We start from the raw sequence: 24,607 nt of genomic DNA on the forward strand, positions 1-24,607 counted from the left end.
TTACTTTCCCCATTCTTCCTGCGCCCGGTTCCGGGCTGCGGCGTCCAGTTGATTGGACCCTTTGGCATATCCGCTCGCCTCTGAGGCGCGCACGAGTTTCAGGTAGGCCAGAATGCCCATGACCAATCCGGCAAAGGCCAGGATCGCGGCGATCGTCAGCTGGCTTGGGCTCAGATCGTCCGAAGTCAGGGCGATATACCCAAAAGCCCAGAACCCGGCCCACGAGATGACGTTGATGATGGCGATCAGCTTTTGCATCGCTACACCCTCTCGATGATCTTCTCACCGAACAGACCTTGCGGTCGGAACACGAGGAAGATCAGCGCCAGCACATAGGCGAACCAGTTCTCGGTCGCGCCGCCGACCAGCGGGCCAATGGCGAATTCGAACAGTTTTTCGCCCACGCCGATGATCAGGCCACCCACGATCGCTCCGGGGATCGAGGTGAACCCGCCCAGCATCAGCACCGGCAGCGCTTTGAGCGCGATCAGCGACAGTGAAAACTGCACGCCCGACTTGGTTCCCCACATGATCCCCGCGACCAGTGCCACAAACCCTGCGACCGACCACACCATGATCCAGATGAAGTTCAGAGAGATACCAACCGACAGCGCCGCCTGGTGATCATCCGCCACGGCCCGCATCGCGCGGCCTTGTTTGGTGTACTGGCTGAACGCGACCAGCGCGGCCACCAGCAGGGCAGCGATGATTGTCGCCACGATGTCCAGATTGTCGATGAAGAAGCCGTAGCCAAAGATGTTGAACGTGCTTTCATCAATCCAAAGGTTGATGCCCTGCGGCAGACCCACATCCAGCGTCTTGATCTCGGACCCCCACATCAGGTCTGCCACGCCTTCAAGGAAATAGGCCAGACCGATGGTCGCCATGAACAGAATGATCGGCTCTTGCCCGACCAGATGACGCATGACGAACCGCTGCACGGCCCAGGCCAGCAGCACCATCACCGCCATCGTCAGGAGGATCGCCACAATGGCCGGGACGTTCCAGCCAAAGTAGTGGATATGCGTCCCGAATATCGCGTTGATCAGATGCGAGAACGGCACCTGACCATTCATGATCCCCACCAGCGTCATCGCCGCGAACAACGCCATAACCCCCTGGGCATAATTGAAAATTCCCGAAGCCTTGTAGATCAGCACAAAGCCCAGAGCCACCAGCGCATAGAGAACCCCGGCCATCAGACCGTTGAGGATAACCTCCATCGCAAAAACGAGTTGTTCAGGCATGTGTGCCCCCTCTCATGTCTGTCAGATGGTCAGTCATGGCTCACCCCCAGATAGGCATCGATGACTTCCTGATTGTTGCGCACCTCGTCCGGGGTGCCGTCGCCGATCTTGCGGCCATAATCCATCACGACCACGCGGTCGCTCAGGTCCATCACAACGCCCATGTCGTGTTCGATCAGGGCAATCGTGGTGCCGAATTCGTCATTCACGTCGAGGATAAAGCGGCTCATATCCTCTTTCTCTTCGACGTTCATGCCTGCCATCGGTTCATCCAGCAGCAGCAGCTTGGGCTCGGCCGCCAGCGCGCGCGCCAGTTCGACGCGTTTCTTCAGGCCATACGGCAGGCGGGACACCGGCGTCTTGCGGATGTGCTGGATTTCAAGGAAATCGATGATCTTCTCGACCGCCTCGCGGTTTTCAACCTCTTCAGCCTCGGCTTTGCCCTTCCAAAAGGCCTGCTGAAAAATGTTTGTTTTCATATAGTTCAACCGACCAGTCATCACGTTGTCCAAAACGCTCATGCCTTCGAACAAGGCGATGTTCTGGAACGTCCGGGCAATGCCCTGCCGCGCAACCTCATAGGGGCGCATCGGCGGGCGCTTTGCGCCATGAAACCAAACCTCGCCTTCTTGCGGGACATAAAACCCGGAAATCACGTTCAGCATCGAGGATTTACCGGCCCCGTTCGGCCCGATGATCGCCCGAATCTCACCTTCGCGAATATCGAACGAGATATCCTTGATCGCCACCACACCACCAAAGCGCAGGGTGATGTTCTTCATCTCCATCACCACGCCGCCGATTTTGCGGCCGTCCTCGGTGACATAACCTTCGGAATTATCCAGCATCATTCGCCCACTTCACAACACGATTCAGAAAAAGGCAGCTGAGAACACCCGCGCCGAGATACCCATAGATAGCACCGCCATCGAAAGCCTTCGCAGGATAAGCAACGGCGCACATAAAGCCGACGACCCCGCCAATAGCAACGCTGACAACATAGGAAAGGGTGCCTGAAACTCGCTCTGAAAAATAGACGACTGCTCCAGCGCCAATGCCCATCGACAACGCAACGATCAATATTGGCAAAATGAAACTCATTCCGCCGCAACCTTGTGCTGCGCAACCGGCACAACCGGCGCATCGACGATCTCAAGCGTGGCCGAGATCGAACCCTTGCGCCCATCCTCATAAGTCACTTCGGTGGTGGTCGAGACCGTTTGGGAGCCGTCATAAAGCGCGTCGATGATGTCCTGGAACTTCTCTTCGACAAAGCGGCGGCGAACCTTTCGGGTCCGGGTCATCTCGCCATCATCCGCGTCCAGTTCCTTGTGCAGCACAACAAAGCGATGAACCTGGCACCCCGACAGCATCTCGTCTGCCGCCACGGACTTGTTCACCTCTTCCACATGGGCCTTGATCGTCTCTAACACGCGGGGATGACCTGCCAGTTCTTGATAGGATGCATACGCCACGTTGTTGCGTTCGGCCCAATTCCCAACTGCCGTCAGGTCGATATTGATGAAGGCCACACAACGATCCTTGCCGTTTCCGAACAGCACGACCTCAAGAATATCCGGATAAAACTTCAGCTTGTTCTCGACATATTTCGGCGCGAACATCGACCCGTCAGCCATTTTGCCCACATCCTTGGCGCGGTCGATGATCCGTAAATGGCCCGAGCCCTCTTCGATGAACCCGGCATCGCCGGTCGCAACCCAACCTTCTGCATCCTTGGTCGATGCGGTGGAATCCGGGTTGTTGAAGTATTCGACGAACACACCCGGTGATCGGTAATGGATCTCTCCATTGTCGTCGATCTTCAGCTCCACATTCGGTGCCGGCACGCCTACGGTATCCGCGCGCACCTCGCCATCCGGCTGCACGGTGATAAACACAGTCGCCTCGGTCTGGCCGTAAAGCTGCTTTAGGTTGATACCAAGCGAGCGGTAGAAATCGAAAATCTCCGGTCCGATCGCTTCACCTGCCGTGTAGCCCACGCGGAAGCGGCCATAGCCCAGCGTATCTTTCAGCGGGCCGTATACCAGCATATTGCCCAGCGCATATTTCATCCGGTCGCTGAAACCGACAGGCTTACCATCCAGCAGCAAGCCGCCAACCTTCTTGGCGTGCGCCATGAAGTGATGGAACATACGCTGCTTCAGCTTGCCCGCGTCTTCCATCCGGATCATCACATTGGTCAGCTGCGTCTCGAAAACACGCGGCGGGGCGAAGAAATAAGTCGGCCCGATCTCGCGCAGGTCGGTCATCATCGTGTCGGCGCTTTCCGGGCAGTTCACGCAGAAGCCGCACCAATAGGCCTGACCGATGGAAAAGATGAAATCACCTACCCAAGCCATCGGCAAATAGGACAGAATATCCTCGTCCCGGGTCAGGTGGTCGAACTCAGCCGAGTTCTTCGCGCTTTCGATCACGTTGCGGTTCGACAGCACCACGCCCTTGGGCTTGCCAGTCGTTCCGCTTGTATAAAGCATCACGCAGGTGTCGTCGTAGGTGATCGCTGCGATGCGCTTGTCCAGTTCGGCATCAAACCGCGCGTGGCCCGCGCTGCCCTCGGCCATAATGTCATCCAGCGCGTTCATCTGGCTATGGTCGTATTTCCGCATCCCCCGCTTGTCGGTATAAAGGATGTGTTTGACCTGATGCAGATTTTCCTGAATCTCGATGACCTTGTCGACCTGCTCCTGATCGCCGCAGACCACATATTTCGCGCCGCAATGTTCCAGAACATAGGCCATCTCTTCGGCAACCGAGTCCTGATACAGGGGAACCGGAACCGCACCCACCATCTGCGCGGCCACCATCGACCAATAGTGCGCCGGACGGTTGCGACCTATGACGGCGATGTGGTCGCCTTGTTCGACGCCCAGTTCCAGAAACCCCAGGGCAATCGCACGGACTTCTTTGGCTGTTTCAGCCCAGGTCCAGCATTGCCAGATTCCGAATTCCTTCTCGCGATACGCCGGAGCATCTCCGAATTGCGTCGCATTGCGTTGTAGAAGCGCCGGAAGGGACTGCAACCCTTCGGCGCCCGACTGCGTCTGAGCCAATCTTTCTCTCCTCCCCATCCGACCCCTCCCCGGGCCGGAAACGGCGGACCCGAGGATCAACCCCGGACGCCAACGCCCCGATTAAGGGACGCTTGCACGATCAGCGTCAAGTTTTGCCTGATGTTTTCTCAATTCTTACGAATTGTAACAGGGGTGAAGGAGGGATGTTTCGTTTTGAGCAAAATGAAGAACAAATTTGTCTTTCAAAGGTCTTTCTTGGAAAGTCCTTGTTCAGCCTTTCTCATCATTGTGATTTTCATATCACGCTCTTGGTTCTTTCTGGCCTCGTCGAACTGGCTTAACTCAAACTCAAGTTGTCGAGCAAAAGCGATCCTTCTCGATCCGATCAGGCCATGGATTGCAGCGATGGCAACAGCCAACAGCGCCGCCAACAACACCCAGGCAATCGTAGGGCGTATCTGCAAAAATTCGGCCAAGGGTAGGAATGTAAGGTCACCAAACCAAAACAGGACGACCATCAGCGCGGCAAAACCAGCAGAAAGAACAAGGGTGATCTCAGAACCGATATTGCGACCCGACCGCTTCGCGATTTTGCTGCGTTCAGAGACAGTTATTCGGGAAAAATCTATTTTAGACATGCCAACAGAGCTCTGCAATGCGCCCGATCCGTGTATTCGGCGAACGCTACAAAGGGCCAGCTATACGCTCAACATTCACAACCAATCCCGCAAAATCGGGATCAGCGGCACATCCGCTTCTGGCATTGGGTAGTTCCTCAGATCATTCGCACGCACCCACTTCAACGCCTGACCCTCTTTCGACTGCGGGATACCCTCCCACTTACGGCAGGCAAACAGAGGCATCAGCAGGTGGAAATCGTCATAGCTGTGGCTGGCAAAAGTCAGCGGCGCGAGGCAGGAGGCCCAGGTGTCGATACCCAGTTCCTCATGCAATTCGCGGATCAGGGCGGCCTCAGGAGTTTCGCCAGTTTCGATCTTGCCGCCGGGGAATTCCCACAACCCGGCCATGGATTTGCCCTCGGGCCGTTGGGCCAGCAGGACGCGGCCCTCGATGTCGATCAGGGCCACGGCAGACACTAGTACGGTTTTCATGAACGATAATCCGCGTTGATCTCGATATACCCGTGGGTCAGATCGCAGGTCCAAACGGTGGATTGACCCTTACCCAAACCCAGATCGACCGCGATCACCAAATCCTGACCTTTCATGTATTCGGCGGCGGCATCCTCGCTGTAACCCGGGCTGACCCAGCCTTTTTCGGCGACCAAAATGTCTCCGAAGGAAATGCTCAGCAGGTCGCGATCTGCCGCGGCACCGGACTTACCGATGGCCATCACGATGCGCCCCCAGTTGGGGTCCTCACCCGCAATCGCAGTTTTCACCAGCGGTGAGTTTGCAATCGCCAACCCATGCACCTTGGCATCTGCGTCCGAGGCCGCACCCGTCACACGGATTTCCACGAACTTCGTCGCACCTTCCCCGTCGCGCACCACTTGCTGCGCGAGGTCCAGCATCACACTTTCCAGCGCCTCGGCAAAGGCAGCGTTGCCCGTGGCATCCACGCCCGACGCACCGGTTGCGCATAACAAAAGGCAGTCCGAAGTCGATGTGTCGCTGTCCACCGTGATGCAGTTGAACGTGCGATCCGTCTGTGCGCCAAGCATGGCCTGCAGCGCCGATTGCTCGACCACCGCATCGGTGAAGATGTAAACCAGCATCGTCGCCATATCCGGCGCAATCATACCCGATCCTTTGGCAATCCCCGCAATAGAGACTGTTTTTCCGTCGATCTCGACCTGCGCGCTGGACCCTTTCGGGAAGGTGTCGGTGGTCATGATCGCCCGCGCAGCATCCTCGATGGCGTGGCGGCTTAGGCCTGCCTTGAGCGTTTCAAGCTGTGCCACGATCCGATCGTGGGGCAGCGGCTCGCCGATCACACCGGTGGACGAGGTAAAGACCCGTTCCACCGGAACACCCGTTGCCGTCGACACCGCTTGCGTCACCTCGGCCACCGAGGTCTGACCGTAGTGGCCGGTAAAGGCGTTGGCGTTGCCCGAGTTCACAAGAATCGCCGCCGGTCCATCGCTGGGACCGCCGATCTTGTCCTGACAATCCAGAACCGGGGCCGCGCGGGTGGCCGAGCGTGTGAACACCCCGGCCACTGATGTGCCTGGATCAAGTACCGCCAGCATCACATCTGTTCGGCCCTGATAGCGGACACCTGCCGCAACGGTGGCAAAACGCACACCGTCAATGGCAGGCAGATCGGGAAAGCCCGCTGGCGCGAGCGGCGAAACCTTGGTGATCGTGGCCACGGGGCTTACTCCTGAATCAGGTCGATCTGGCGAATGACCTCAGGACCGGTACCATCCAGCGCCGGGCGTTCGATTTGTGCCGTCTGGGTCAGTTCGTCGATTTTGGCCTGAATGGCTTCTTGTTGAATGGTTTGGGCCAGTTGATCCCGCACAGAGTCCAGCGTCGGAGCTTCGGACTTGCGGGTGTCATTCAGGATGATCACGTGCCAGCCAAACTGAGTCTGAACCGGGTCCGAGATCTGGCCTTTGTCCAGCCCAACCACAGCGGTTTCGAATTCAGGCACCATGCGGCCCTTGCCGAACCATCCCAGCGACCCGCCATTGGGGCCGGAGGGACCAGTGGACTTTTCCTTGGCCATTTCAGCAAAATCAGCCCCATCATCCAGCTGTGATTTGATGTCCTTGGCCGCGTCCTCGGTCTCAACCAGAATGTGGCTGGCGTTGTACTCATCCTCACCCTGGAAATCACCGAACTCTGCGTCGTAGGCGGCTTGGATCGCCTCATCGGTCAGGGCACCGTCAAGCAGCGTATTCACTGTCTGCACCGCCTGCATTGACCGGCCTTCGTTCTCAAGCCCCAGCTGGTTCAGTTTGCTCAGCGACTCTTGCTGCTGGGCCAGCAATTGCTGCTGAATCAGCTGCTCGATGATGAATTCATACAGAACATCATCTTCGATATCGGCATAGTTTGGCGGCAAAGCAGCCACAGCAGCGATCACGTGACCCAACGTGATCGTGTCACCGTTCACTTTGGCGACAACAGTGTCCGCATCTGGCTTGGTTTCGGCGGCCAGCGGCAGCGCCATCACGGCAACCAGAGCCAGCGATGGCAAAAAAGTGAGGCCTTTGGGCATGGAATCATCCTATTTTCTTGCCGCGACAGGGCGCGGCGTTGACACTCTGGAACCTGCCGCTTACATCGCTTTGAAGCCTTGGACAGGGCCGCCTTTCACCCCCCGTATCTATGGGTTGCGCGCAAGGTGGGCAAGCCTGTCGCAACCAAGACAAGAACAGATCCGCTGGAGTGAACATGCTGGGACTCGGAACGCTCGCCAAAAAGGTGTTCGGAACACCGAACGACCGCAAGATCAAGGCGACCCGCCCCCTGATCGAAAAGATCAACGCGCTGGAGCCCGAGTTCGAGAAACTGTCGGATGACGGTCTGAAGGAAAAGACCGAAGAGCTGCGCAAACGCGCGTTGGATGGTGAAAGCCTGGATGATCTGCTGCCCGAAGCCTTTGCCAACGTCCGCGAAGGCGCGAAACGTGCGCTGGGTCTGCGCGCCTTTGACGTACAGCTGATGGGCGGTACATTCCTGCATCAGGGCAACATCTCGGAAATGAAAACGGGTGAGGGCAAGACGCTGGTCGCGACCTTTCCGGCCTATCTGAACGCGCTGACCGGTAAGGGCGTGCACGTCGTCACCGTGAACGAATATCTGGCCAAGCGTGACTCAGAATGGATGGGCAAGGTGTTCGCAGCCCTTGGCATGACCACCGGCGTGATCTGGTCCGGTCAACCCGACGACGAAAAGATGGCCGCTTACAAGAGCGACATCACCTATGCCACGAATAACGAGCTGGGTTTCGATTATCTGCGCGACAACATGAAGGCGGATCTGGAACAGGTTTACCAGAAGCACCACAATTTTGCGATTGTGGACGAGGTGGACTCGATCCTGATCGACGAGGCGCGGACACCGCTGATCATCTCGGGGCCGTCGCAGGACCGTTCGGACCTGTACACCGCCATTGATGGCCTGATCCCGTCTCTGAGCGACGATCACTTCACACTGGACGAGAAATCCCGAAACGTGACCTTCACCGACGAAGGCAACGAGTTTCTTGAGCAGCAACTGATCGCAGCCGGTCTGATCCCCGAGGGCCATTCGCTGTATGATCCCGAAAGCACAACGGTCGTTCACCACGTGAACCAGGGCCTGCGCGCGCATAAATTGTTCACCCGCGACAAGGACTATATTGTCCGTGACGGCAACGTGGTTCTGATCGACGAATTCACCGGCCGGATGATGCCGGGCCGCCGTTTGTCTGAAGGTCTGCATCAGGCGATCGAAGCCAAAGAAGGCGTACAAATCCAGCCCGAGAACGTGACGCTGGCCAGTGTGACCTTCCAGAACTATTTCCGCCTCTATGACAAGCTGGGCGGTATGACGGGTACCGCGCTGACCGAGGCCGAGGAATTTGCGGAAATCTATGGTCTGGGCGTGGTCGAAGTTCCGACCAATAAGCCGATCGCCCGTCTGGACGAAGACGATCAGGTCTATCGTACAGCTGGTGAAAAATACGGCGCGATGATCGAGCAGACCAAAGAAGCGCAGGAAAAGGGCCAGCCGGTTCTGCTTGGCACGACGTCCATCGAGAAATCCGAACTGCTGAGCCAGATGCTCAAAAAAGAGGGCATCGAACACAATGTTCTGAACGCCCGTCAGCACGAACAGGAAGCACAGATCGTTGCTGATGCAGGACGTCTGGGCGCGGTGACCATCGCCACCAACATGGCAGGCCGCGGCACCGATATTCAGCTGGGCGGCAATGTCGAGATGAAGGTGCTGCAGGCGCTGGCCGAAAACCCCGAGGCCGATCCGGCCGAGCTGCGCGCCGCGGAAGAAGCCCGCCACGCAGAAGAAAAAGAAAAGGTTCTGGCTGCCGGTGGCCTGTATGTGATGGCGTCTGAACGCCACGAAAGCCGCCGCATCGACAATCAGCTGCGCGGTCGTTCGGGTCGTCAGGGTGACCCGGGCCGTACTGTGTTCTACCTGAGCCTCGAAGACGACCTTATGCGTATCTTTGGCTCGGAACGTCTGGACAAGGTTCTGACCACGCTGGGCATGCAAGAAGGCGAGGCGATCGTGCACCCCTGGGTGAACAAGTCGCTGGAACGCGCGCAGTCCAAGGTCGAAGGCCGTAACTTCGACATGCGGAAGAACGTTCTGAAATTCGACGACGTAATGAATGACCAGCGGAAAGTTGTCTTCAGCCAGCGGCGCGAGATCATGTCCTCAGATGACCTGTCCGAGGTCGTGTCTGATATGCGCGAACAGGTGATCGACGACCTGATCGACGAATATATGCCGCCGAAATCCTACGCCGACCAGTGGGACACCGACGGCTTGCATGAGGCGGTCAAGGACAAGCTGACCATCGATGCACCGGTTCAGGACTGGGCCGCCGAGGAAGGCGTGGATGACGAACAAGTCCGCGAGCGTCTAATAAACGCCGCAGACGAGATGATGGCGCAGAAGGCTGCCGCTTTCGGCCCCGAGAACATGCGCAATATCGAAAAGCAGGTTCTGCTGCAGACCATCGACAGCAAATGGCGCGAGCACCTGCTGACGCTGGAACACCTGCGCTCGGTCGTTGGGTTCCGCGGCTACGCCCAGCGCGACCCGTTGAACGAATACAAGAACGAAAGCTTCCAGCTGTTCGAAGGCATGCTGGATTCTTTGCGCGAAACCGTGACACAGCAATTGTCGCGCGTCCGCCCCCTGACCGACGAAGAGCAGCGCGAGATGCTGGCGCAAATGCAGGCACAGCAGGCACAGGCACAACAGGCGGTCGATAAGGCCGCAGATCGGGCCGAAGCCGTGGCCGAAGCAAAGGCTTCGGGCGATGCGCGCCCCGGCTTTGTCGAAGATGATCCTTCGACCTGGGGCAACCCGTCGCGCAACGATCTCTGCCCCTGCGGGTCTGGCAAAAAGTTCAAACATTGCCATGGTCGGCTGACCTAAGGTCACCCTTACCCGACACAATGAGTCCGCCTCACGGCCACATATTGGCCGTGATTCAGCATCACATTGCGACTCGCTCCTTCAACTGGGGAGGGTGATTTGTTCGTAATAAAGAATTACGTGACCACTGGCGGCACTGTGGCTTGCGCCCTGGCCATTGGTTACCTGATGCAAAATGGATGGCCCGCGCATTCGGAAGAAGCGCAGGTGCAGTCAGACGTGGTTGCCAACCAGTCTTCGCTTATCGCGGGTCTGCAGGATGTTGTACTGACCTCCTCATCTCCGGACTTGGATGCGACACCCGGCGCGCGCCCCGTGCAACGCGCTCTGCAACCCAGCCGGTCGACACCCTCTGCCCCCTCGAAATGCGCGCTGAGCGCACGTGCACACGCCGCACCCGGCGCATCTGCCCGTCTGATCGTTAAAGCCCCTTGTCACGGCAATGAACGGATTGAGGTCCATCACAGCGGGTTGAAAGTCACTCAAAAAACGGATCGGAACGGCCGTTTGGATCTGACGATCCCGGCCCTGTCGGAATATGCCATTTTTCTGATCTCAGTCGACGATCAAACCGGGACCGTTGCCACCACTCACATCCCGGATATCGCCGATTACACTCGCATCGCTTTGCAATGGCAGGGGGACACAGACCTGCAAATCCATGCGCTGGAATTTGGGGCCAGCTATGGCAGCGCGGGCCACGTCTCGGCCGATACGGACACAGACGGGGCGGGTGAAGTCGTGCATCTGGGCCAGTCAGGTTTCGGAGACGCGCAGAATATCGAAGTTTATTCGGTCTCGGCATCCCAAGGCGGTCAATCGGGCGCAATCGAGTTAACCGTCGAAGCCGAGGTGACCGACGCCAATTGCGGCCGGGATTTGGCCGTGCAATCGCTGGAACTACGCGAGGATCGCCGCCTGCGGTCACGCGATTTGACGCTGACCATGCCGGATTGCACACAGACCGGTGAGTTTCTGGTGTTGAATAATTTGCTCCAAGACCTGACAATCGCGGCAAACTAAACCGCAGGCAGGCTCGGCTTTCTTATGACATTTCTTCGTGTGGCAGCGGCTACACTGATTTCGGCAATTCTGGCATCACAGGCCTTTGCGCAGGACATTACCCTGACCTCGCAGGACGGCAAGGTCGAGATCACCGGCAACCTACTAAGCTTTGATGGCGAGTTTTACCGCGTAGAGACGCAATTCGGCGAACTGACCGTAGATGGATCGGGCGTCACCTGCGAGGGGCCCGCCTGCCCCAGCCTTACCGATTTTGTGGCAGAAGTTCGGTTTTCCGGCTCGTCGGTCATGGCAGAAAAGGTCCTGCCGGCGCTCATTGTCGGCTTTGCTCAGCAAGAGGGTCTGTCAGCGACACCACAGCCTTTGGGTGCCGGTGCTTTTGCCTATGACCTGCACAAGACAGGGCGCGACGCCCCATTAGGCCGGTTCTATTTTAGCCCGGGCAATACGGGCGGCGGTTTTACGGATCTGGTCGCTGATCGAGCGGATATCGTTATGGCGTTACGTGAAATCCGCCCTTCGGAACAAGAGGCTGCGCAAACGGCGGGGCTGGGCGATCTGGCAAAGGCGCGTCGATCACGGGTCATCGCTCTGGATGCGCTTGTCCCAATCGTGGCGCGCGACAACCCGGTCCGGCAGATCTCACCAGCTGACCTTGTGCGCGTTCTTTCCGGGGAAATCGACAATTGGTTTGATCTGGGCGGGCCGGACGCGCCAGTATCGCTGCATTTGCCGGATGCCGGCTCGGGCCTGGCTCAAGGGGTCGAGGATCGACTGCTGGCACCCGCGCAGGCAACACTCGCCCAAGACGTTGTGCGCTATAGCCGCAGCAGTGATCTGGTACACGCCGTATCCGATGACCCCTTTGCCATCGGGATCGCCAGCCATGCCGAGGTCGGGGCCGCGCGCGCCTTGCCGCTGAGCGGCGGATGCGGTCATGCCCTGGTTGCAACTCGGCAGTCCATCAAGACCGAGGACTATCCGCTGACCTCTCCTATGTTCCTGTATTTGCCAGAGATTCGCCTGCCGCGGATCGCGCGGCAGTTTCTGGCCTATACCCAAAGCGCTGAGGCCCAGATGGCGATCCGCAAAGCAGGGTTCGTGGATCAGGAACCCGAAACCATGCGCATTGGCCTGCAAGGCGATCGATTGGCAAACGCAGTGGTGTCCGGCGGACCCGAGGTTGGGCTGGAAGAGTTGCAACGCATGATCAATACGTTGCGCCCCAAATCCCGCTTGTCGTTGTCGTTCAGGTTCGAAGCTGGCTCATCACGCCCCGACGCGCAATCCCGATCGAACATCCGTCAACTGGCCCAGGCGCTGGAATCCGGGGCCATCGATGCCCGCAAACTGACCTTTGTCGGCTTTAGCGATGGGGACGGCGCGGCGTCAGCGAATGCCCGGATTGCGATGCTGCGGGCCAGAACGGTGCGCAACGCAGTCATCGCTGCCGTGGAAACAGCCATTCCCGACAGTATCGAGATTGCGGTGGACGCTTTCGGAGAGGCAATGCCCATGGCATGCGATGACACCGAATGGGGCCGAAAGGTTAATCGCCGGGTCGAAGTCTGGGTGCAATAAACCCTATAGATACCCTTCGGACCGAAAGCTCAGCTCGTTCGATTTACCGATGATCAGGTGATCATGCAGCGTCAGGCCCAGCGCGACGCAAGCATCCTGAATTCGGTTCGTCATATCGATATCCGATTGCGAGGGCGTGGGATCACCCGAAGGGTGGTTGTGCACCAGGATCAGGGCCGAGGCGTTCAATTCCAACGCGCGTTTGGCAACCTCGCGCGGATAGACTGGTACGTGATCTACGGTGCCTTTGGCCTGTTCTTCGTCTGCGATCAGTACGTTTTTTCGGTCCAGGTAAAACACGCGGAACTGCTCGGTCTCGCGATGCGCCATGGTCGTGTGGCAGTAGTCCAGCAGCGCATCCCAACCTGATATCACATGCCGCTGCATCACCCGTGCGCGGGCCATGCGATGGGCGCAAGCCTCAAGGATTTTCAGATCGGTGATGACGGTGTCCCCGACCCCTTTGATCTGCCGCAACCGTTCCTCGGGCGCGGTGAGGACGCGATTGAAGTCGCCAAAGGTGTCCATCAATGCCCGCGCCAGCGGTTTCACATCCTGCCGCGGAATCGAACGGAACAGAACCAGTTCCAACAGCTCATAGTCCGGCATCGCCGCAGACCCGCCTGACATGAACCGTTCGCGCAGTCGTTTACGGTGGTCTTTGATGTAGGACGGCAAGCGACCCTTGGGCAGCGGCTGCACTGGGGCTTCGTCCGTTTCAAACAGCATCGGGGCTTCGGCAAAGGCGTCCTGTGTCATGAGGCCACCCTGCCGCAGAATCGGTTTCTGAATGGTTAACGCGCCTCGCCCGCCATGCGGGTCGTGGCACGCCGAACAATCAGGTGCAGCAGGATCGAGAACACCCCCAGCGTAAGCATCGCTGCAAACATCAGATCCGTCTTTGCCCGCCCATTGGCCAGCAACATCAGATATCCCAGCCCTTGCGAGGACCCCACCCACTCACCAATCACCGCCCCGATCGGCGCATAGACGGCGGCCAAACGCAGGCCCGACGCCAATGATGGCAAGGCGGCGGGAATACGAATGTGCCACAACACCGCGCGCGGGCTGGCCTGCATGGTGCGCGCAAGGTCCAGATACCCGGGCGGCGTCCGCATCAGACCGTCGAAAAAGGATGATGTAATCGGGAAATAGATGATCAGCACCGCCATCGCGACCTTGGACCACAGGCCGTACCCCAGCCACAGGGTCAGCAAAGGGGCCAGCGCAAAAACCGGCAGGGCCTGAGTGAAAACGAGCGTCGGCTGAACCAACACCCGTGCAGCGCGAGAGTTGGCCAGTTGCAATGCCGTGACCACCCCCAATGCCGTGCCGCAGGCAAGACCAATAATGACCTCGACTGCCGTGACCCATGTGTGTTCTGCGATCAGCCAGCGGTTCTGCCACCATGTCTCAGCCACCAGCGCCGGTCCCGGCAGGATGAATTTCGGCAGACCGGTGAGGGACACAATCCCCTGCCAGATCGCCAGCGCAAACAGTGTGGCAGCAAGCGCAGAGAGCAACTTCATGCTGCTTCCGCACGCAACAGGCGCAGCAGCGCGCCCTGCGTTTCCAACGTTTCAAGGTCATCAACCTTGCGCGGGGCTGGTGCGCGCGGCGGCTGGCAGGGCGTCACGCCCATCTGCGTCATGACCACGATGGATTGGCCCAGCCGAGCAGCCTCGGCCGGGTCATGGGTTACCAGCAGAACCGTGCGGTCGTGCAACGCCTCGGCCGCAAGGTCCTGCATATCCGCGCGCGTGCGGGCATCCAGTGCCGAAAAGGGTTCGTCCAGCAACACGATGGGACGGTCCTCCATCAATGTCCGGGCCAGCGCAACACGTTGGCGCTGCCCGCCGGAAAGCTCGGCTGGTTTCTTGCCCATATGGTCTTCCAAGCGCATCCGTTTGATCAGCCGATCCCTGCGGGCAAGATCGGGCTTTTGCCCGCGCAGCCGTGCACCCAGGCAGACATTTTGCGCGACTGTGGCCCACGGTAAAAGCAGATCGTCCTGCGCCATATACGCAACCCGACCCTGCACCGAGTCCCCGTCACTGGCGGTGATTTTTCCGTCAAACACTGCACCGGTTTCCAGACCGGCAATCAGGCGCAGAATGGTGGTTTTGCCAACACCCGATCCGCCCAACAGGCAGGTCCACTCCCCTGTCGCAAGGGTCAGGGTCAGCGGCGCGAACAATGGCGCGCCGTTGATGGTGGCGGACCCGTTGATGGTCAGGTCGGGCGTAGGGGTCACGGGGTCAGGCCCATTTGCCAGAAATTGACCTCTAGCTCGGTTGCTGTTCGGAAGGTCTGGCACAAACGTTGCCAGCGCGGAGAAGTCTCATAATTTGGACCAATACGCCTTGTTAGAGCCTGATTCAGCAGTTCGCCAACCGCGTTGCAGGCCTCTTGGTAGTCCAGACCCGCATAGGTGTTGATCCAATCACGGTAAGTGTCCGAGGTCGCCTCGGTGGCCAGCCGCGCGCCGATCTCTCCATAGCCCATCACGCAGGGCGCAAGAGCGGCCAAAAGGTCCAGCAAATCGCCGCTATACCCGGCCTCAAGCACAAAGCGGGTATAGGCCAGGTTTTCCGCGCGTTCCGGTGTGTCGAACAGCTCTTGGCTGGAAATCCCTTCGGCTTCGCAGATCCCGATATGCAGCTGCATTTCCTCAGCCACCAGCGCGTTCACGGTCGCAACTGCGGTCAGCATCTCGGCATGTGTTTCCGATTTCACAACCGCCAGCGCCCAGGCGCGGGAAAAGTGGATCAGGAACACGTAATCCTGCCGCAAATAGTGCAAAAACGCCTCTCGCGGCAGGGTGCCGTCTTTCATCCCTTCGACAAAGGCGTGGCGGGTATAGTCCCGCCACGGCCCCTGCGCGGCATCACGCATCAGCGCGAAGGCTTTGCCATAGTCGCTCATGGCGCAGTCACATCGACCGAGATGGCACTGACCGGGTTGATGCTGTCGATCATACCGCTGTCTTTCAGGAAGGCTTCGAACCGGGCATAACGGCCCGCGTCGAAACCTGCCGGGCGCAACGCAAAGCGGGGCAGCGTGTCGACCCATGCGCGCGCGTTCAGCTCATCCTGCAGCTCGGGCGAGGTCGCAGCGAAGATTTCCCAGCTTTCTTCGGGGTTGTTGACGATGAACTGTGTCGCCTTCTCGGTCGCGGCCAGAAAACGGGCAACCTTGTCGGCGTCCATCGTATCGGGGTTGGCGACATAAATCAGCTCATCATATGGCGGCACGCCTTCTTCCTCGATGTAAAAGCAACGGCCCGCAACGCCTTCGATATCCATTTGGTTCAGCTCAAAGTTACGGAACGCGCCGATCACGGCATCCACCTGACCGGTCATCAGCGACGGCGACAGCGAGAAGTTGACGTTGATCATCTCGATATCGTCCAGCGCGACGCCATGGGCGTTCAGCATGGCGCTCAGCACGGCCTCTTCTACACCGGCGACAGAGAAACCGACCTTCTTGCCCTTCAGATCACCCAGCGTTTTGATCGGACCATCCTTGAGGACCAGCAGACAGTTCAACGGTGTGGCGACAAGAGTGCCGACGCGTTTTAGCGGCAAACCCTCGTGGATCTGCAGGTGCAATTGCGGCTGGTAGGACACCGCCAGATCGGCTTGGCCGGCGGCAACCAGACGTGGCGGGGCCGATGGATCGGCCGGGGGCACGATTTCAATCTCAAGCCCTTCATCGGCAAAATAGCCCTTTTCTTGCGCCACGATGATGGGGCCGTGGTCGGGATTGACGAACCAGTCCAACAGGACGGTCATCTTGTCCTCGGCCCAGGCTGGCGCGGCGGCCAGAAGTGCAATCGCTGTGATCAGCTTTTTCATGTCTCGCGTTTCCTTTTCATTCACGAGGTTGAGGCCGCGACGAGGACGATCTCGCCCGGCCAATCCGGTTTTAGTTTTTCCGCAGCACGCCAGGCTCGCAGACCTGTGGCACAGCAAAGGGCCAGTCTTTGACTTTTATTAGGCTCTATATCGATGGTATCCGGCGCCTGGCGATGGGCTTTTGGATGAATGGGCTGGGGGGCTTCATCCGGGTCGCGCAGTTCTATGATCAGATCATCCGCAGTCAGTTGGCTCGCTGAGATGAATGAGAAATGATCAACAGGCTCTGGCGCGTCGTCGAACCGAAACGTGCTGCTGCGCAGGGTGCGGGCATCTAATTGTGCCAATTGCCCCAAAGGCGACGGCTCAAGCCCCAGGATCACCCCTACCGCCATCTGCGCCTGCATCGCGCCGATCATTGCGACCACCGGACCCAGCACTCCGGCACTGGCACAACTGGCCCCGCTGTCCGGCGCATCCGGAAACACGGCCCGCAAAGACGGCGCACCACCGCAGAAGCCACCAACATAGCCCGACAACCCCAGAACCGAGGCACTGATCAGCGGTTTGCCCAGGACATGGCATGTATCGGACAGAGTGTAGCTTGCCGCATAACTGTCTGCGCAATCGAGGATGATGTCGGCCTGCCCGACAAACTCGGCAGAATTTTCGCTTGTTAGAGCCTGTTTCGCGGCGATTATTGAGATTTCGCCGTTCAAAGCAATGCATCGTTCGGCGGCGACCGCGGCCTTGGGGCGACCGCAGTCCTCTTCGGTGAACAACGTCTGTCTATGTAGGTTCGACAGCGCAACCTCATCGCGGTCCATGATGGTGAGCTGGCCAATCCCTGCGCCAGCCAGCAGCGGCAGGACAGGGGCGGCCAGCCCTCCGGCTCCGACCACCAGAACCCGCGCTGCAGACAGACGAGCCTGACCGCCTTCACCAACCTCAGGCAGGATGATTTGACGAGCATAACGGCTCATCTGGTGGCCTCGATCCACGCGCGCACCCGCGCCTCGGGATCTGCGTTCAGCGTGATATCGGTCACGACGGAGACTATGTCTGCACCGGCCTGCAACACACCCGGCGCACGCTCGACACTCATCCCGCCGATACCGACCAGCGGAATCTCCCCCACGCGCGCTTTCCATTCGGTCACGCGGGGCAGGCCTTGCTGTTCCCATTTCATCTTCTTCAGGATCGTCGGGTAAACCGGTCCCAAAGCGACGTAGTCGGGGTCCATGGCCAGCACGCGCTCAAGCTCATCATCGTCGTGGGTCGAGACACCCAGTTTCAGGCCCGCGTGGCGGATCGCTGCCAGATCGGCGTCGTCCAGATCTTCCTGCCCCAGATGAATCCAGTCGCACCCTGCGTCGATGGCTGCCTGCCAATAGTCGTTCACCACCAGAACGGCCCCATGTTCGCGGCACAGGTCACGAGATACCTCAATCTGCTCGCGCACCACCGCACCGGGCTGGTCCTTGATCCGAAGCTGCACCAGCTTCACACCCAAAGGCAGCATCCGGCGCAGCCAGTCAGAGTGGTCGAAGATCGGATAAAACCGGTCGAGCCTCATGACAGAAACGCCTTTCCAATCACAGGAGTCGAGGGTTCGGCCATATCGCGCGCCTCGATCGGGTCGGCTTGATGGGCCAGTTGCCCGGCCTCAATCGCCAGCTTCATCGCTTTGGCCATCATCGCCGGATCTCCGGCGCGGGCCACGGCGGTGTTCAGCAGCACTGCATCAAAGCCAAGTTCCATCGCGCGGGCCGCATGGCTGGGCAGACCAATTCCTGCGTCAATCACCAGCGGGACGTCCGGGAATTCCGCGCGCATCGCACGGAGGGCGTATTCGTTGTTCAGCCCCCGACCTGACCCGATGGGCGCGCCCCAGGGCATAAGAACCTCACACCCTGCCGCCAGCAGACGTTCCCCCACGATCAGATCGTCGGTGGTGTAAGGAAAGACCTGAAACCCGTCATCGGTCAGGATGCGCGCGGCCTCGACCAGTTGGAACACGTCGGGCTGCAGGCTGTCCGTGTGGCCGATCAGCTCCAGTTTGATCCACTTGGTGTCAAACACCTCACGCGCCATATGGGCGGTGGTCACGGCCTCTTTCACGGTGTGGCAGCCCGCCGTGTTGGGCAGGACCAGAACCCCCAGATCACGGATCATCTGCCAGAATGTCTGACCCGCGCCGGATTCGCGTCGCAGTGAAACTGTCGCCACACCAGCACTGCTATCGCGAAAGGCCTGCTCCAAGATCGCCGGGCTGGGATATTGCGCCGTTCCCAACATCAAAGGGTTCGGCAACTGCATGCCATAGAACTGTTTCATCGCTCAGCCCCCTTGCATCGGGGCGACAACTTCGACCCGATCACCATCTTTGATCTTGTGGGACATGCGCAGGCTAGAGGGGACAAAATCCTCGTTCACTGCCGTGGCGACGCGGCCCGAGAACCCGACCTCTTGCAATAGGTCCGAAAGGGTTTCGGCACGCACCTCGCGCGATTCACCGTTAAGCACAATCTTCATCGACCAACTCCGAGTGTATGTTGTGCAACGCCAAGTCGGCCACGCCCTGCGCCAGCGCAGGCGCCAGAAGGTAGCCGTGGCGATAAAGGCCATTGGCGAAGATCGTTCGCCCCAGCCGCCGAATACGCGGCAGGTTGTCGGGAAAGGCAGGGCGCAGATCGACACCGATCTCCAGCACTTCGGCCTCGCCAAACGCCGGGTTCAGCGCATAAGCCGCGCTGAGGAGTTCCAGTAGCGAACGCGCCGTGATCCGGCTGCTATCCTCGGATTCGATCATCGTCGCGCCCAGCATGTAGACGCCATCGCCGCGCGGCACGATATAAAGCGGCACCCGTGGATGAAGCAGGCGCACAGGCCGGGTCAAGGTCACATCCGGGCAGCGGATCACCAACATTTCGCCCTTCACGCCGCGCAGGTCATGCAGGTATTCGCGCGCCTGCAAACCACGGCAATCAATCGCATTCTCCAACTGCGTTGGCGCCACGCATTGGTGAAACATGACCCCGTCATCCTGAAGCTGTTGGACCATATCCTGCAGCGCCTTGCGGGGGTCCAAATGAGCCTCGGCACCAAAGTAGAGACCATGGGTGCATGAGCACAAATCAGGCTCTAATTCGCATATTTCATCACGATTTGCCTCCGAATACCCCTCCGTTCGGCGCGCAAATCGGCGTAGGTCTGGCAGGTCCCGCGGACTTGCAACCACCAGCGTTCCGCACCTGTGAACCTGAGTGCGCGAGGACCACCAGTCGATGGCTCTTTGCCCAAGGCGCAACACGGGTTCCTCGGCGTTTTCAAACTCGCACCAGGGGGCCAGCATGCCGCCAGCCCACCATGAACAACCATGCGGGCCCGGCGAGCCGGCTGGATCGAACACTTGCACCTTGGCTCCGCGCGCGACCAGTTCGGATGCGACGGCCAGACCAGCCACACCTGCCCCTATGATCGACCAGACTGTCATGCGGGCCAAACCTGGTGAAAGTGGTGCACAGGCCCGTGACCCTGTCCGATATTCAAGGCATCGGCCTTGGTGATTGCGCCCTGAAGATAGCGATGCGCGTCGGCAACAGCGCGGTCCAAAGACAGTTCTTTGGCCAATCCAGCCGCAATGGAAGAGGATAAGGTGCAGCCGGTTCCATGGGTGTTACGCGTCTGTTGGCGCGGGGCCTGGTACGCACCGATCACGCCATCGGCTGAAACCAGAATGTCGTGGCAAATTTCGCCTTCGCCATGCCCGCCTTTCATTAAGACAGCATTGGCACCCAAGGCGCACAGATCGTGGCCTTGTGCGATCATCTGTTCCCGATCAACTGCAGGTCCAACCCCCAACAAACAGGCGGCTTCGGGCAGGTTTGGGGTCAATACGGTAGCACGCGGCAAAAGAACGTCGCGCAAGGTCTGTACGGCCTCTTCTGCCAAAAGCGCATCACCAGATTTGGCGATCATGACCGGATCCAGAACAACAGGTCCCTGAAACGCGGCGATACTATTGGCCACGCAGTGAATGATCTCTGGTGTCGCCAACATACCGATCTTGATTGCGCGCACGTTCAAATCGGACAAAACGGCCTCGATCTGGGCGGCGATGACATCAAGCGGAATACCGTGAACAGAGGTGACCGCCCGCGTATTTTGCGCCGTCACAGCAGTGATCACGCTGGCCCCGTAGACACCTAACGCGGACATCGCTTTGAGGTCGGCTTGAATTCCGGCCCCTCCTCCGCTGTCGGATCCTGCAATTGTTAAGGCAATGGGTGCCATTTCGTTGCTCCGGTTCAAAAGGGGCAACGGGCATAAAAAACGTCTGTGCACTGCGAGACCGTTCCCTACGCCGGTATTGCCCGGATCAGGTTCGATGGGTTAGCGCAGCTGCGCCTCTCAGCCCTATAGACAGGGCACCCCAACGGTTGGGCAGACAATCTCAGGGGATGTACGGGGAATCAAGGGCCAATTTTGGCGCAGTTGATGGTGAAACTGGACTTATGAAAAGCAAAGAGCCGATCCCACGGGACCGGCTCTTGCGTGGTATTCAAATAAGGCCGTTTCAGCCCTTCATGCCGTCCCAGAAGGATTTGACGGATGAGAAAAAGCTTTTGGATTCCGGGTGGTTGTCTTCGCCCAGATCGTCAAACTCACGTAGCAGCTCTTTCTGGCGGCTGGTCAGGTTGACCGGGGTTTCCACAGCCAGTTCGATGAACATATCCCCCACGCCGCCACCGCGCAGGGCAGGCATGCCTTTGCCGCGCAAACGCATCTGACGCCCCGACTGGCTGCCAGCCGGGATTTGCACACGACCACGTCCACCATCGATGGTGGGCACCTCGATGGAACCGCCCAGCGCGGCCTTGGCCATGCTGACCGGAACCCGGCAATAGAGGTTCACACTGTCGCGCTCGAACAGTCTGTGATCCGAGACTTCGACGAAGATGTACAGATCGCCCGGAGGGCCACCGCGCATCCCGGCCTCACCCTCGCCCGCAAGACGGATGCGGGTGCCGGTTTCGACGCCTGCAGGGATGTTGACGGACAGCGCGCGCTCTTTTTCAACGCGACCTGCGCCGTTACAGGATTTGCAGGGGTTCTTGATGATCTGACCCAGACCCGAACAGGTCGGACAGGTGCGTTCGACGGTAAAGAAACCCTGCTGCGCGCGCACCTTGCCCATGCCGGAACAGGTCGGGCAGGTTGTGGGCTCTACCCCGCCTTCGGCACCGGTCCCATCGCAGGCCGAACAGGCCACCGCGGTCGGGACATTGATTGTTTTCTGCAGCCCGGCATAAGCGTCCTCAAGCGTCACGCGCAGGTTATAGCGCAGGTCCGACCCGCGCGCCGCACGGCGTCCGCCACCGGCCCCACCACGTTGCCCGCCCATGAAATCGCCGAACAGGTCGTCGAAAACATCCGAAAACGCGCTGGAGAAATCGCCCTGACCGCCAAAACCGCCACCAGGACGGCCACCGCCGCCCATGCCGTTTTCAAAAGCGGCATGACCAAACCGGTCATAGGCGGCTTTTTTGTCGGCATCGCGCAGCACATCATAGGCTTCGTTCGCTTCTTTGAACTGCGCCTCGGCATCCGGGTTGTCTTTGTTGCGGTCGGGATGCAATTCCTTGGCCTTCTTGCGAAAGCCTTTCTTGATCTCGTCCGCCGAAGCGCCCTTGGATACTCCGAGCACCTCGTAGTAGTCGCGTTTTGACATCAGTTCTTCCTTCTGCCTCAACGTAAATAGGCCGGCCCGGCGAGCGGACCGGCCCACATTGGCCCGGTTACCCGTTATTTACGTTTGTCGTCGTCCAGATCTTCGAACTCGGCGTCGACAATGTCATCATCACCGGCCGGAGCAGCATCAGCTGCCGCAGGCTCATCTTCGGCCTCTTCGGACTGCGACTTATAGATGGCCTCGCCCAGCTTCATGGCGGCTTCGGTCACGTTCTGAATGCCCGACTTGATCTTGTCGGCATTTTCGGTTTCCAGCTCGTCTTTCAGCGCGGCAATCGCCAGCTCGATGGCTTCGATAGTGGTCGGGTCGACCTTGTCGGAATGCTCTTCCATCGACTTTTCGGTCGAGTGGATGAGGCTTTCCGCCTGGTTCTTGGCGTCGACCAGTTCGCGGCGTTCCTTGTCGGCTTCCGCGTTCTCTTCGGCGTCCTTGACCATCTTTTCGATATCGTCATCCGACAAGCCGCCCGAGGCCTGAATGGTGATCTTCTGCTCTTTGCCGGTGCCTTTGTCTTTGGCCGAAACCGAGACAATGCCGTTGGCGTCGATGTCAAAAGTCACCTCGATCTGAGGCATGCCGCGCGGTGCGGGCGGGATATCTTCGAGGTTGAACTGACCCAGGATCTTGTTGTCCGCAGCCATTTCACGCTCACCCTGGAACACGCGGATGGTTACGGCGTTCTGGTTGTCCTCGGCGGTCGAGAAGACCTGAGACTTCTTGGTCGGAATGGTCGTGTTACGGTCGATCAGACGAGTGAACACGCCACCCAGCGTTTCAATACCCAGCGACAGCGGGGTCACGTCCAGCAGAACCACGTCTTTGACGTCGCCCTGCAGAACACCGGCCTGAATGGCGGCGCCCATGGCAACCACTTCGTCCGGGTTCACACCCTTGTGCGGCTCTTTACCGAAGAATTTGGTGACCTCTTCGATCACTTTCGGCATCCGGGTCATACCACCGACCAGAACAACTTCGTCCACGTCAGCAGCCGACAGACCGGCGTCTTTCAGAGCAGCCTGGCAAGGCTTCATCGACTTTTTGATCAGGTCCGCGACCAGCGATTCCAGCTTGGCACGGGTCAGTTTCATGACCATGTGCAGCGGCTGACCGTTCGACCCCATCGAGATGAACGGCTGGTTAATCTCGGTTTGCGAGGTCGAGCTGAGCTCGATCTTGGCTTTCTCAGCGGCTTCTTTCAGACGCTGCAGGGCCATCTTGTCGGATGACAGATCGACACCGTGTTCCTTTTTGAACTCTTCCGCCAGGTAGTTGACGATGCGCATGTCAAAGTCTTCACCACCCAGGAAGGTGTCGCCATTGGTCGACTTGACCTCGAACAGGCCATCGTCGATTTCCAGAATGGTCACGTCGAAGGTACCACCACCAAGGTCATAAACCGCGATGGTTTGGGTTTCTTCTTTGTCCAGACCATAGGCCAGAGCAGCTGCTGTCGGTTCGTTGATGATCCGCAGCACTTCCAGACCGGCGATTTTACCAGCGTCTTTGGTGGCCTGACGCTGTGCGTCGTTGAAGTATGCCGGAACGGTGATAACCGCCTGCGTGACTTCCTCACCCAGATAGCTCTCGGCGGTTTCCTTCATCTTGCCCAGAGTGAAGGCCGAGATCTGGCTTGGGGAGTACTTTTCACCGCGGGCCTCAACCCACGCGTCGCCATTTCCGCCATCGACGATGGCGTACGGCACCATTTTCTTGTCTTTTTCGACTTCTGCATCATCCACACGACGACCGATCAGACGCTTAACGCCAAAGATCGTGTTGTCGGGGTTGGTGACCGCCTGACGTTTTGCAGGCTGACCGACCAGTCGCTCATCTTCGGTGAAGGCGACGATCGAGGGCGTGGTCCGCGCCCCTTCGGCGTTTTCGATAACCTTCGGCTGCGAGCCGTCCATGATGGCCACACACGAGTTGGTGGTTCCGAGGTCAATCCCGATTACTTTTCCCATATGTTCAATCCCTTTCTCTTCAAGGCGATGTCCCGAGGTCCGGACCCGTTATGGCATCTGGCCCC

The 24,607-nt window shown here is 59.0% G+C and carries 25 protein-coding genes and 1 riboswitch; of the genes, 3 read left to right on the forward strand and 22 right to left on the reverse strand.

Annotation, left to right across the window (positions count from 1 at the left end; genetic code table 11):
* The 9 genes from J7416_RS09235 to J7416_RS09275 all read right to left on the reverse strand — a co-directional run bounded on the left by J7416_RS09235 (position 1) and on the right by J7416_RS09275 (position 7,468).
* A complete protein-coding gene (locus J7416_RS09235; protein WP_209224417.1) occupies positions 1 to 258 on the reverse strand; it encodes a hypothetical protein in 258 nt (85 codons plus the stop codon).
* Between the two features lie 2 nt (positions 259 to 260).
* The gene (locus J7416_RS09240; protein ID WP_170426197.1) at positions 261 to 1,247 is read right to left on the reverse strand and encodes a branched-chain amino acid ABC transporter permease; all 987 of its coding nucleotides are present in this window, start codon (positions 1,245 to 1,247) and stop codon (positions 261 to 263) included.
* A 29-nt stretch (positions 1,248 to 1,276) separates the two neighbouring features.
* Positions 1,277 to 2,095, reverse strand: a complete 819-nt coding sequence (locus J7416_RS09245) for an ABC transporter ATP-binding protein (protein ID WP_170426199.1) — start codon at positions 2,093 to 2,095, stop codon at positions 1,277 to 1,279.
* Positions 2,085 to 2,348 (reverse strand): hypothetical protein, encoded by a 264-nt coding sequence (locus tag J7416_RS09250; RefSeq protein WP_209224418.1) that lies wholly within the window; start codon positions 2,346 to 2,348, stop codon positions 2,085 to 2,087. The genes J7416_RS09245 and J7416_RS09250 overlap by 11 nt, the downstream gene beginning before the upstream one ends.
* The gene (locus J7416_RS09255) at positions 2,345 to 4,318 is read right to left on the reverse strand and encodes an AMP-binding protein (RefSeq protein ID WP_247744185.1); all 1,974 of its coding nucleotides are present in this window, start codon (positions 4,316 to 4,318) and stop codon (positions 2,345 to 2,347) included. The genes J7416_RS09250 and J7416_RS09255 overlap by 4 nt, the downstream gene beginning before the upstream one ends.
* Before the next feature lie 203 nt (positions 4,319 to 4,521).
* Positions 4,522 to 4,917 (reverse strand): hypothetical protein, encoded by a 396-nt coding sequence (locus J7416_RS09260; RefSeq protein WP_209224420.1) that lies wholly within the window; start codon positions 4,915 to 4,917, stop codon positions 4,522 to 4,524.
* Positions 4,918 to 4,992: 75 nt separating this feature from the next.
* Positions 4,993 to 5,391, reverse strand: coding sequence for an 8-oxo-dGTP diphosphatase MutT (gene mutT / locus J7416_RS09265; RefSeq protein WP_209224421.1), 399 nt, complete (start codon positions 5,389 to 5,391; stop codon positions 4,993 to 4,995).
* The gene (gene argJ / locus J7416_RS09270; RefSeq protein ID WP_209224422.1) at positions 5,388 to 6,614 is read right to left on the reverse strand and encodes a bifunctional glutamate N-acetyltransferase/amino-acid acetyltransferase ArgJ; all 1,227 of its coding nucleotides are present in this window, start codon (positions 6,612 to 6,614) and stop codon (positions 5,388 to 5,390) included. Before argJ ends, mutT begins: the two co-directional genes overlap by 4 nt.
* A 5-nt stretch (positions 6,615 to 6,619) precedes the next feature.
* Positions 6,620 to 7,468 carry a peptidylprolyl isomerase gene (locus tag J7416_RS09275; protein ID WP_209224423.1) on the reverse strand — a complete coding sequence of 283 codons (849 nt, stop codon included), beginning with the start codon at positions 7,466 to 7,468 and terminating at the stop codon, positions 6,620 to 6,622.
* A gap of 176 nt (positions 7,469 to 7,644) precedes the next feature.
* On the opposite strand from J7416_RS09275, the gene secA reads away from it, so the two are divergent.
* The 3 genes from secA (at position 7,645) to J7416_RS09290 (ending at position 12,966) form a co-directional block, all read left to right on the forward strand.
* A complete protein-coding gene (secA, locus tag J7416_RS09280; RefSeq protein ID WP_209224424.1) occupies positions 7,645 to 10,362 on the forward strand; it encodes a preprotein translocase subunit SecA in 2,718 nt (905 codons plus the stop codon).
* A 99-nt stretch (positions 10,363 to 10,461) separates the two neighbouring features.
* Complete coding sequence (locus J7416_RS09285) at positions 10,462 to 11,385, forward strand: hypothetical protein (protein WP_209224425.1); 924 nt, start codon at positions 10,462 to 10,464, stop codon at positions 11,383 to 11,385.
* A gap of 24 nt (positions 11,386 to 11,409) precedes the next feature.
* Entirely contained in the window at positions 11,410 to 12,966 is a 1,557-nt protein-coding gene (locus tag J7416_RS09290; RefSeq protein ID WP_209224426.1) for a phosphate ABC transporter substrate-binding/OmpA family protein, read from the forward strand.
* 3 nt (positions 12,967 to 12,969) lie between these two features.
* Here J7416_RS09290 and radC read toward each other — a convergent pair whose 3' ends face one another.
* From radC to dnaK, 13 genes are all read right to left on the reverse strand, one after another.
* On the reverse strand, positions 12,970 to 13,725 hold the full coding sequence (radC, locus tag J7416_RS09295) for a DNA repair protein RadC (RefSeq protein ID WP_209224427.1): 756 nt from the start codon (positions 13,723 to 13,725) through the stop codon (positions 12,970 to 12,972).
* A gap of 35 nt (positions 13,726 to 13,760) precedes the next feature.
* Positions 13,761 to 14,495, reverse strand: a complete 735-nt coding sequence (locus J7416_RS09300; RefSeq protein WP_209224428.1) for an ABC transporter permease — start codon at positions 14,493 to 14,495, stop codon at positions 13,761 to 13,763.
* Positions 14,492 to 15,220 carry an ABC transporter ATP-binding protein gene (locus J7416_RS09305; RefSeq protein ID WP_209224429.1) on the reverse strand — a complete coding sequence of 243 codons (729 nt, stop codon included), beginning with the start codon at positions 15,218 to 15,220 and terminating at the stop codon, positions 14,492 to 14,494. Before J7416_RS09305 ends, J7416_RS09300 begins: the two co-directional genes overlap by 4 nt.
* Complete coding sequence (gene tenA, locus J7416_RS09310) at positions 15,217 to 15,891, reverse strand: thiaminase II (RefSeq protein WP_209224430.1); 675 nt, start codon at positions 15,889 to 15,891, stop codon at positions 15,217 to 15,219. Before tenA ends, J7416_RS09305 begins: the two co-directional genes overlap by 4 nt.
* Positions 15,888 to 16,823 (reverse strand): ABC transporter substrate-binding protein, encoded by a 936-nt coding sequence (locus tag J7416_RS09315; RefSeq protein WP_209224431.1) that lies wholly within the window; start codon positions 16,821 to 16,823, stop codon positions 15,888 to 15,890. The genes tenA and J7416_RS09315 overlap by 4 nt, the downstream gene beginning before the upstream one ends.
* 20 nt (positions 16,824 to 16,843) lie before the next feature.
* Positions 16,844 to 17,806, reverse strand: coding sequence for a HesA/MoeB/ThiF family protein (locus J7416_RS09320; protein WP_209224432.1), 963 nt, complete (start codon positions 17,804 to 17,806; stop codon positions 16,844 to 16,846).
* Positions 17,803 to 18,399, reverse strand: a complete 597-nt coding sequence (locus J7416_RS09325; RefSeq protein WP_209224433.1) for a thiamine phosphate synthase — start codon at positions 18,397 to 18,399, stop codon at positions 17,803 to 17,805. The genes J7416_RS09320 and J7416_RS09325 overlap by 4 nt, the downstream gene beginning before the upstream one ends.
* Positions 18,396 to 19,160: a thiazole synthase gene (locus J7416_RS09330; RefSeq protein WP_209224434.1), complete on the reverse strand. Its 765-nt coding sequence runs from the start codon at positions 19,158 to 19,160 to the stop codon at positions 18,396 to 18,398. The genes J7416_RS09325 and J7416_RS09330 overlap by 4 nt, the downstream gene beginning before the upstream one ends.
* A gap of 3 nt (positions 19,161 to 19,163) precedes the next feature.
* Positions 19,164 to 19,358 carry a sulfur carrier protein ThiS gene (thiS, locus tag J7416_RS09335; RefSeq protein ID WP_209224435.1) on the reverse strand — a complete coding sequence of 65 codons (195 nt, stop codon included), beginning with the start codon at positions 19,356 to 19,358 and terminating at the stop codon, positions 19,164 to 19,166.
* On the reverse strand, positions 19,342 to 20,319 hold the full coding sequence (locus J7416_RS09340; RefSeq protein WP_209224436.1) for an FAD-dependent oxidoreductase: 978 nt from the start codon (positions 20,317 to 20,319) through the stop codon (positions 19,342 to 19,344). The genes thiS and J7416_RS09340 overlap by 17 nt, the downstream gene beginning before the upstream one ends.
* Positions 20,316 to 21,119: a bifunctional hydroxymethylpyrimidine kinase/phosphomethylpyrimidine kinase gene (gene thiD / locus J7416_RS09345; protein WP_209224437.1), complete on the reverse strand. Its 804-nt coding sequence runs from the start codon at positions 21,117 to 21,119 to the stop codon at positions 20,316 to 20,318. The genes J7416_RS09340 and thiD overlap by 4 nt, the downstream gene beginning before the upstream one ends.
* Positions 21,120 to 21,164: 45 nt before the next feature.
* Positions 21,165 to 21,271: riboswitch (TPP riboswitch) on the reverse strand.
* Positions 21,272 to 21,402: 131 nt separating this feature from the next.
* Entirely contained in the window at positions 21,403 to 22,557 is a 1,155-nt protein-coding gene (gene dnaJ, locus J7416_RS09350; RefSeq protein WP_209224438.1) for a molecular chaperone DnaJ, read from the reverse strand.
* A 74-nt stretch (positions 22,558 to 22,631) separates the two neighbouring features.
* Positions 22,632 to 24,542 (reverse strand): molecular chaperone DnaK, encoded by a 1,911-nt coding sequence (gene dnaK / locus J7416_RS09355; protein WP_209224439.1) that lies wholly within the window; start codon positions 24,540 to 24,542, stop codon positions 22,632 to 22,634.
* Between the last annotated feature and the right edge of the window lie 65 nt (positions 24,543 to 24,607).

It is taken from the genome of Ruegeria sp. R14_0, from assembly GCF_017743975.1.
In the GTDB taxonomy this organism is placed as follows: domain Bacteria; phylum Pseudomonadota; class Alphaproteobacteria; order Rhodobacterales; family Rhodobacteraceae; genus Ruegeria.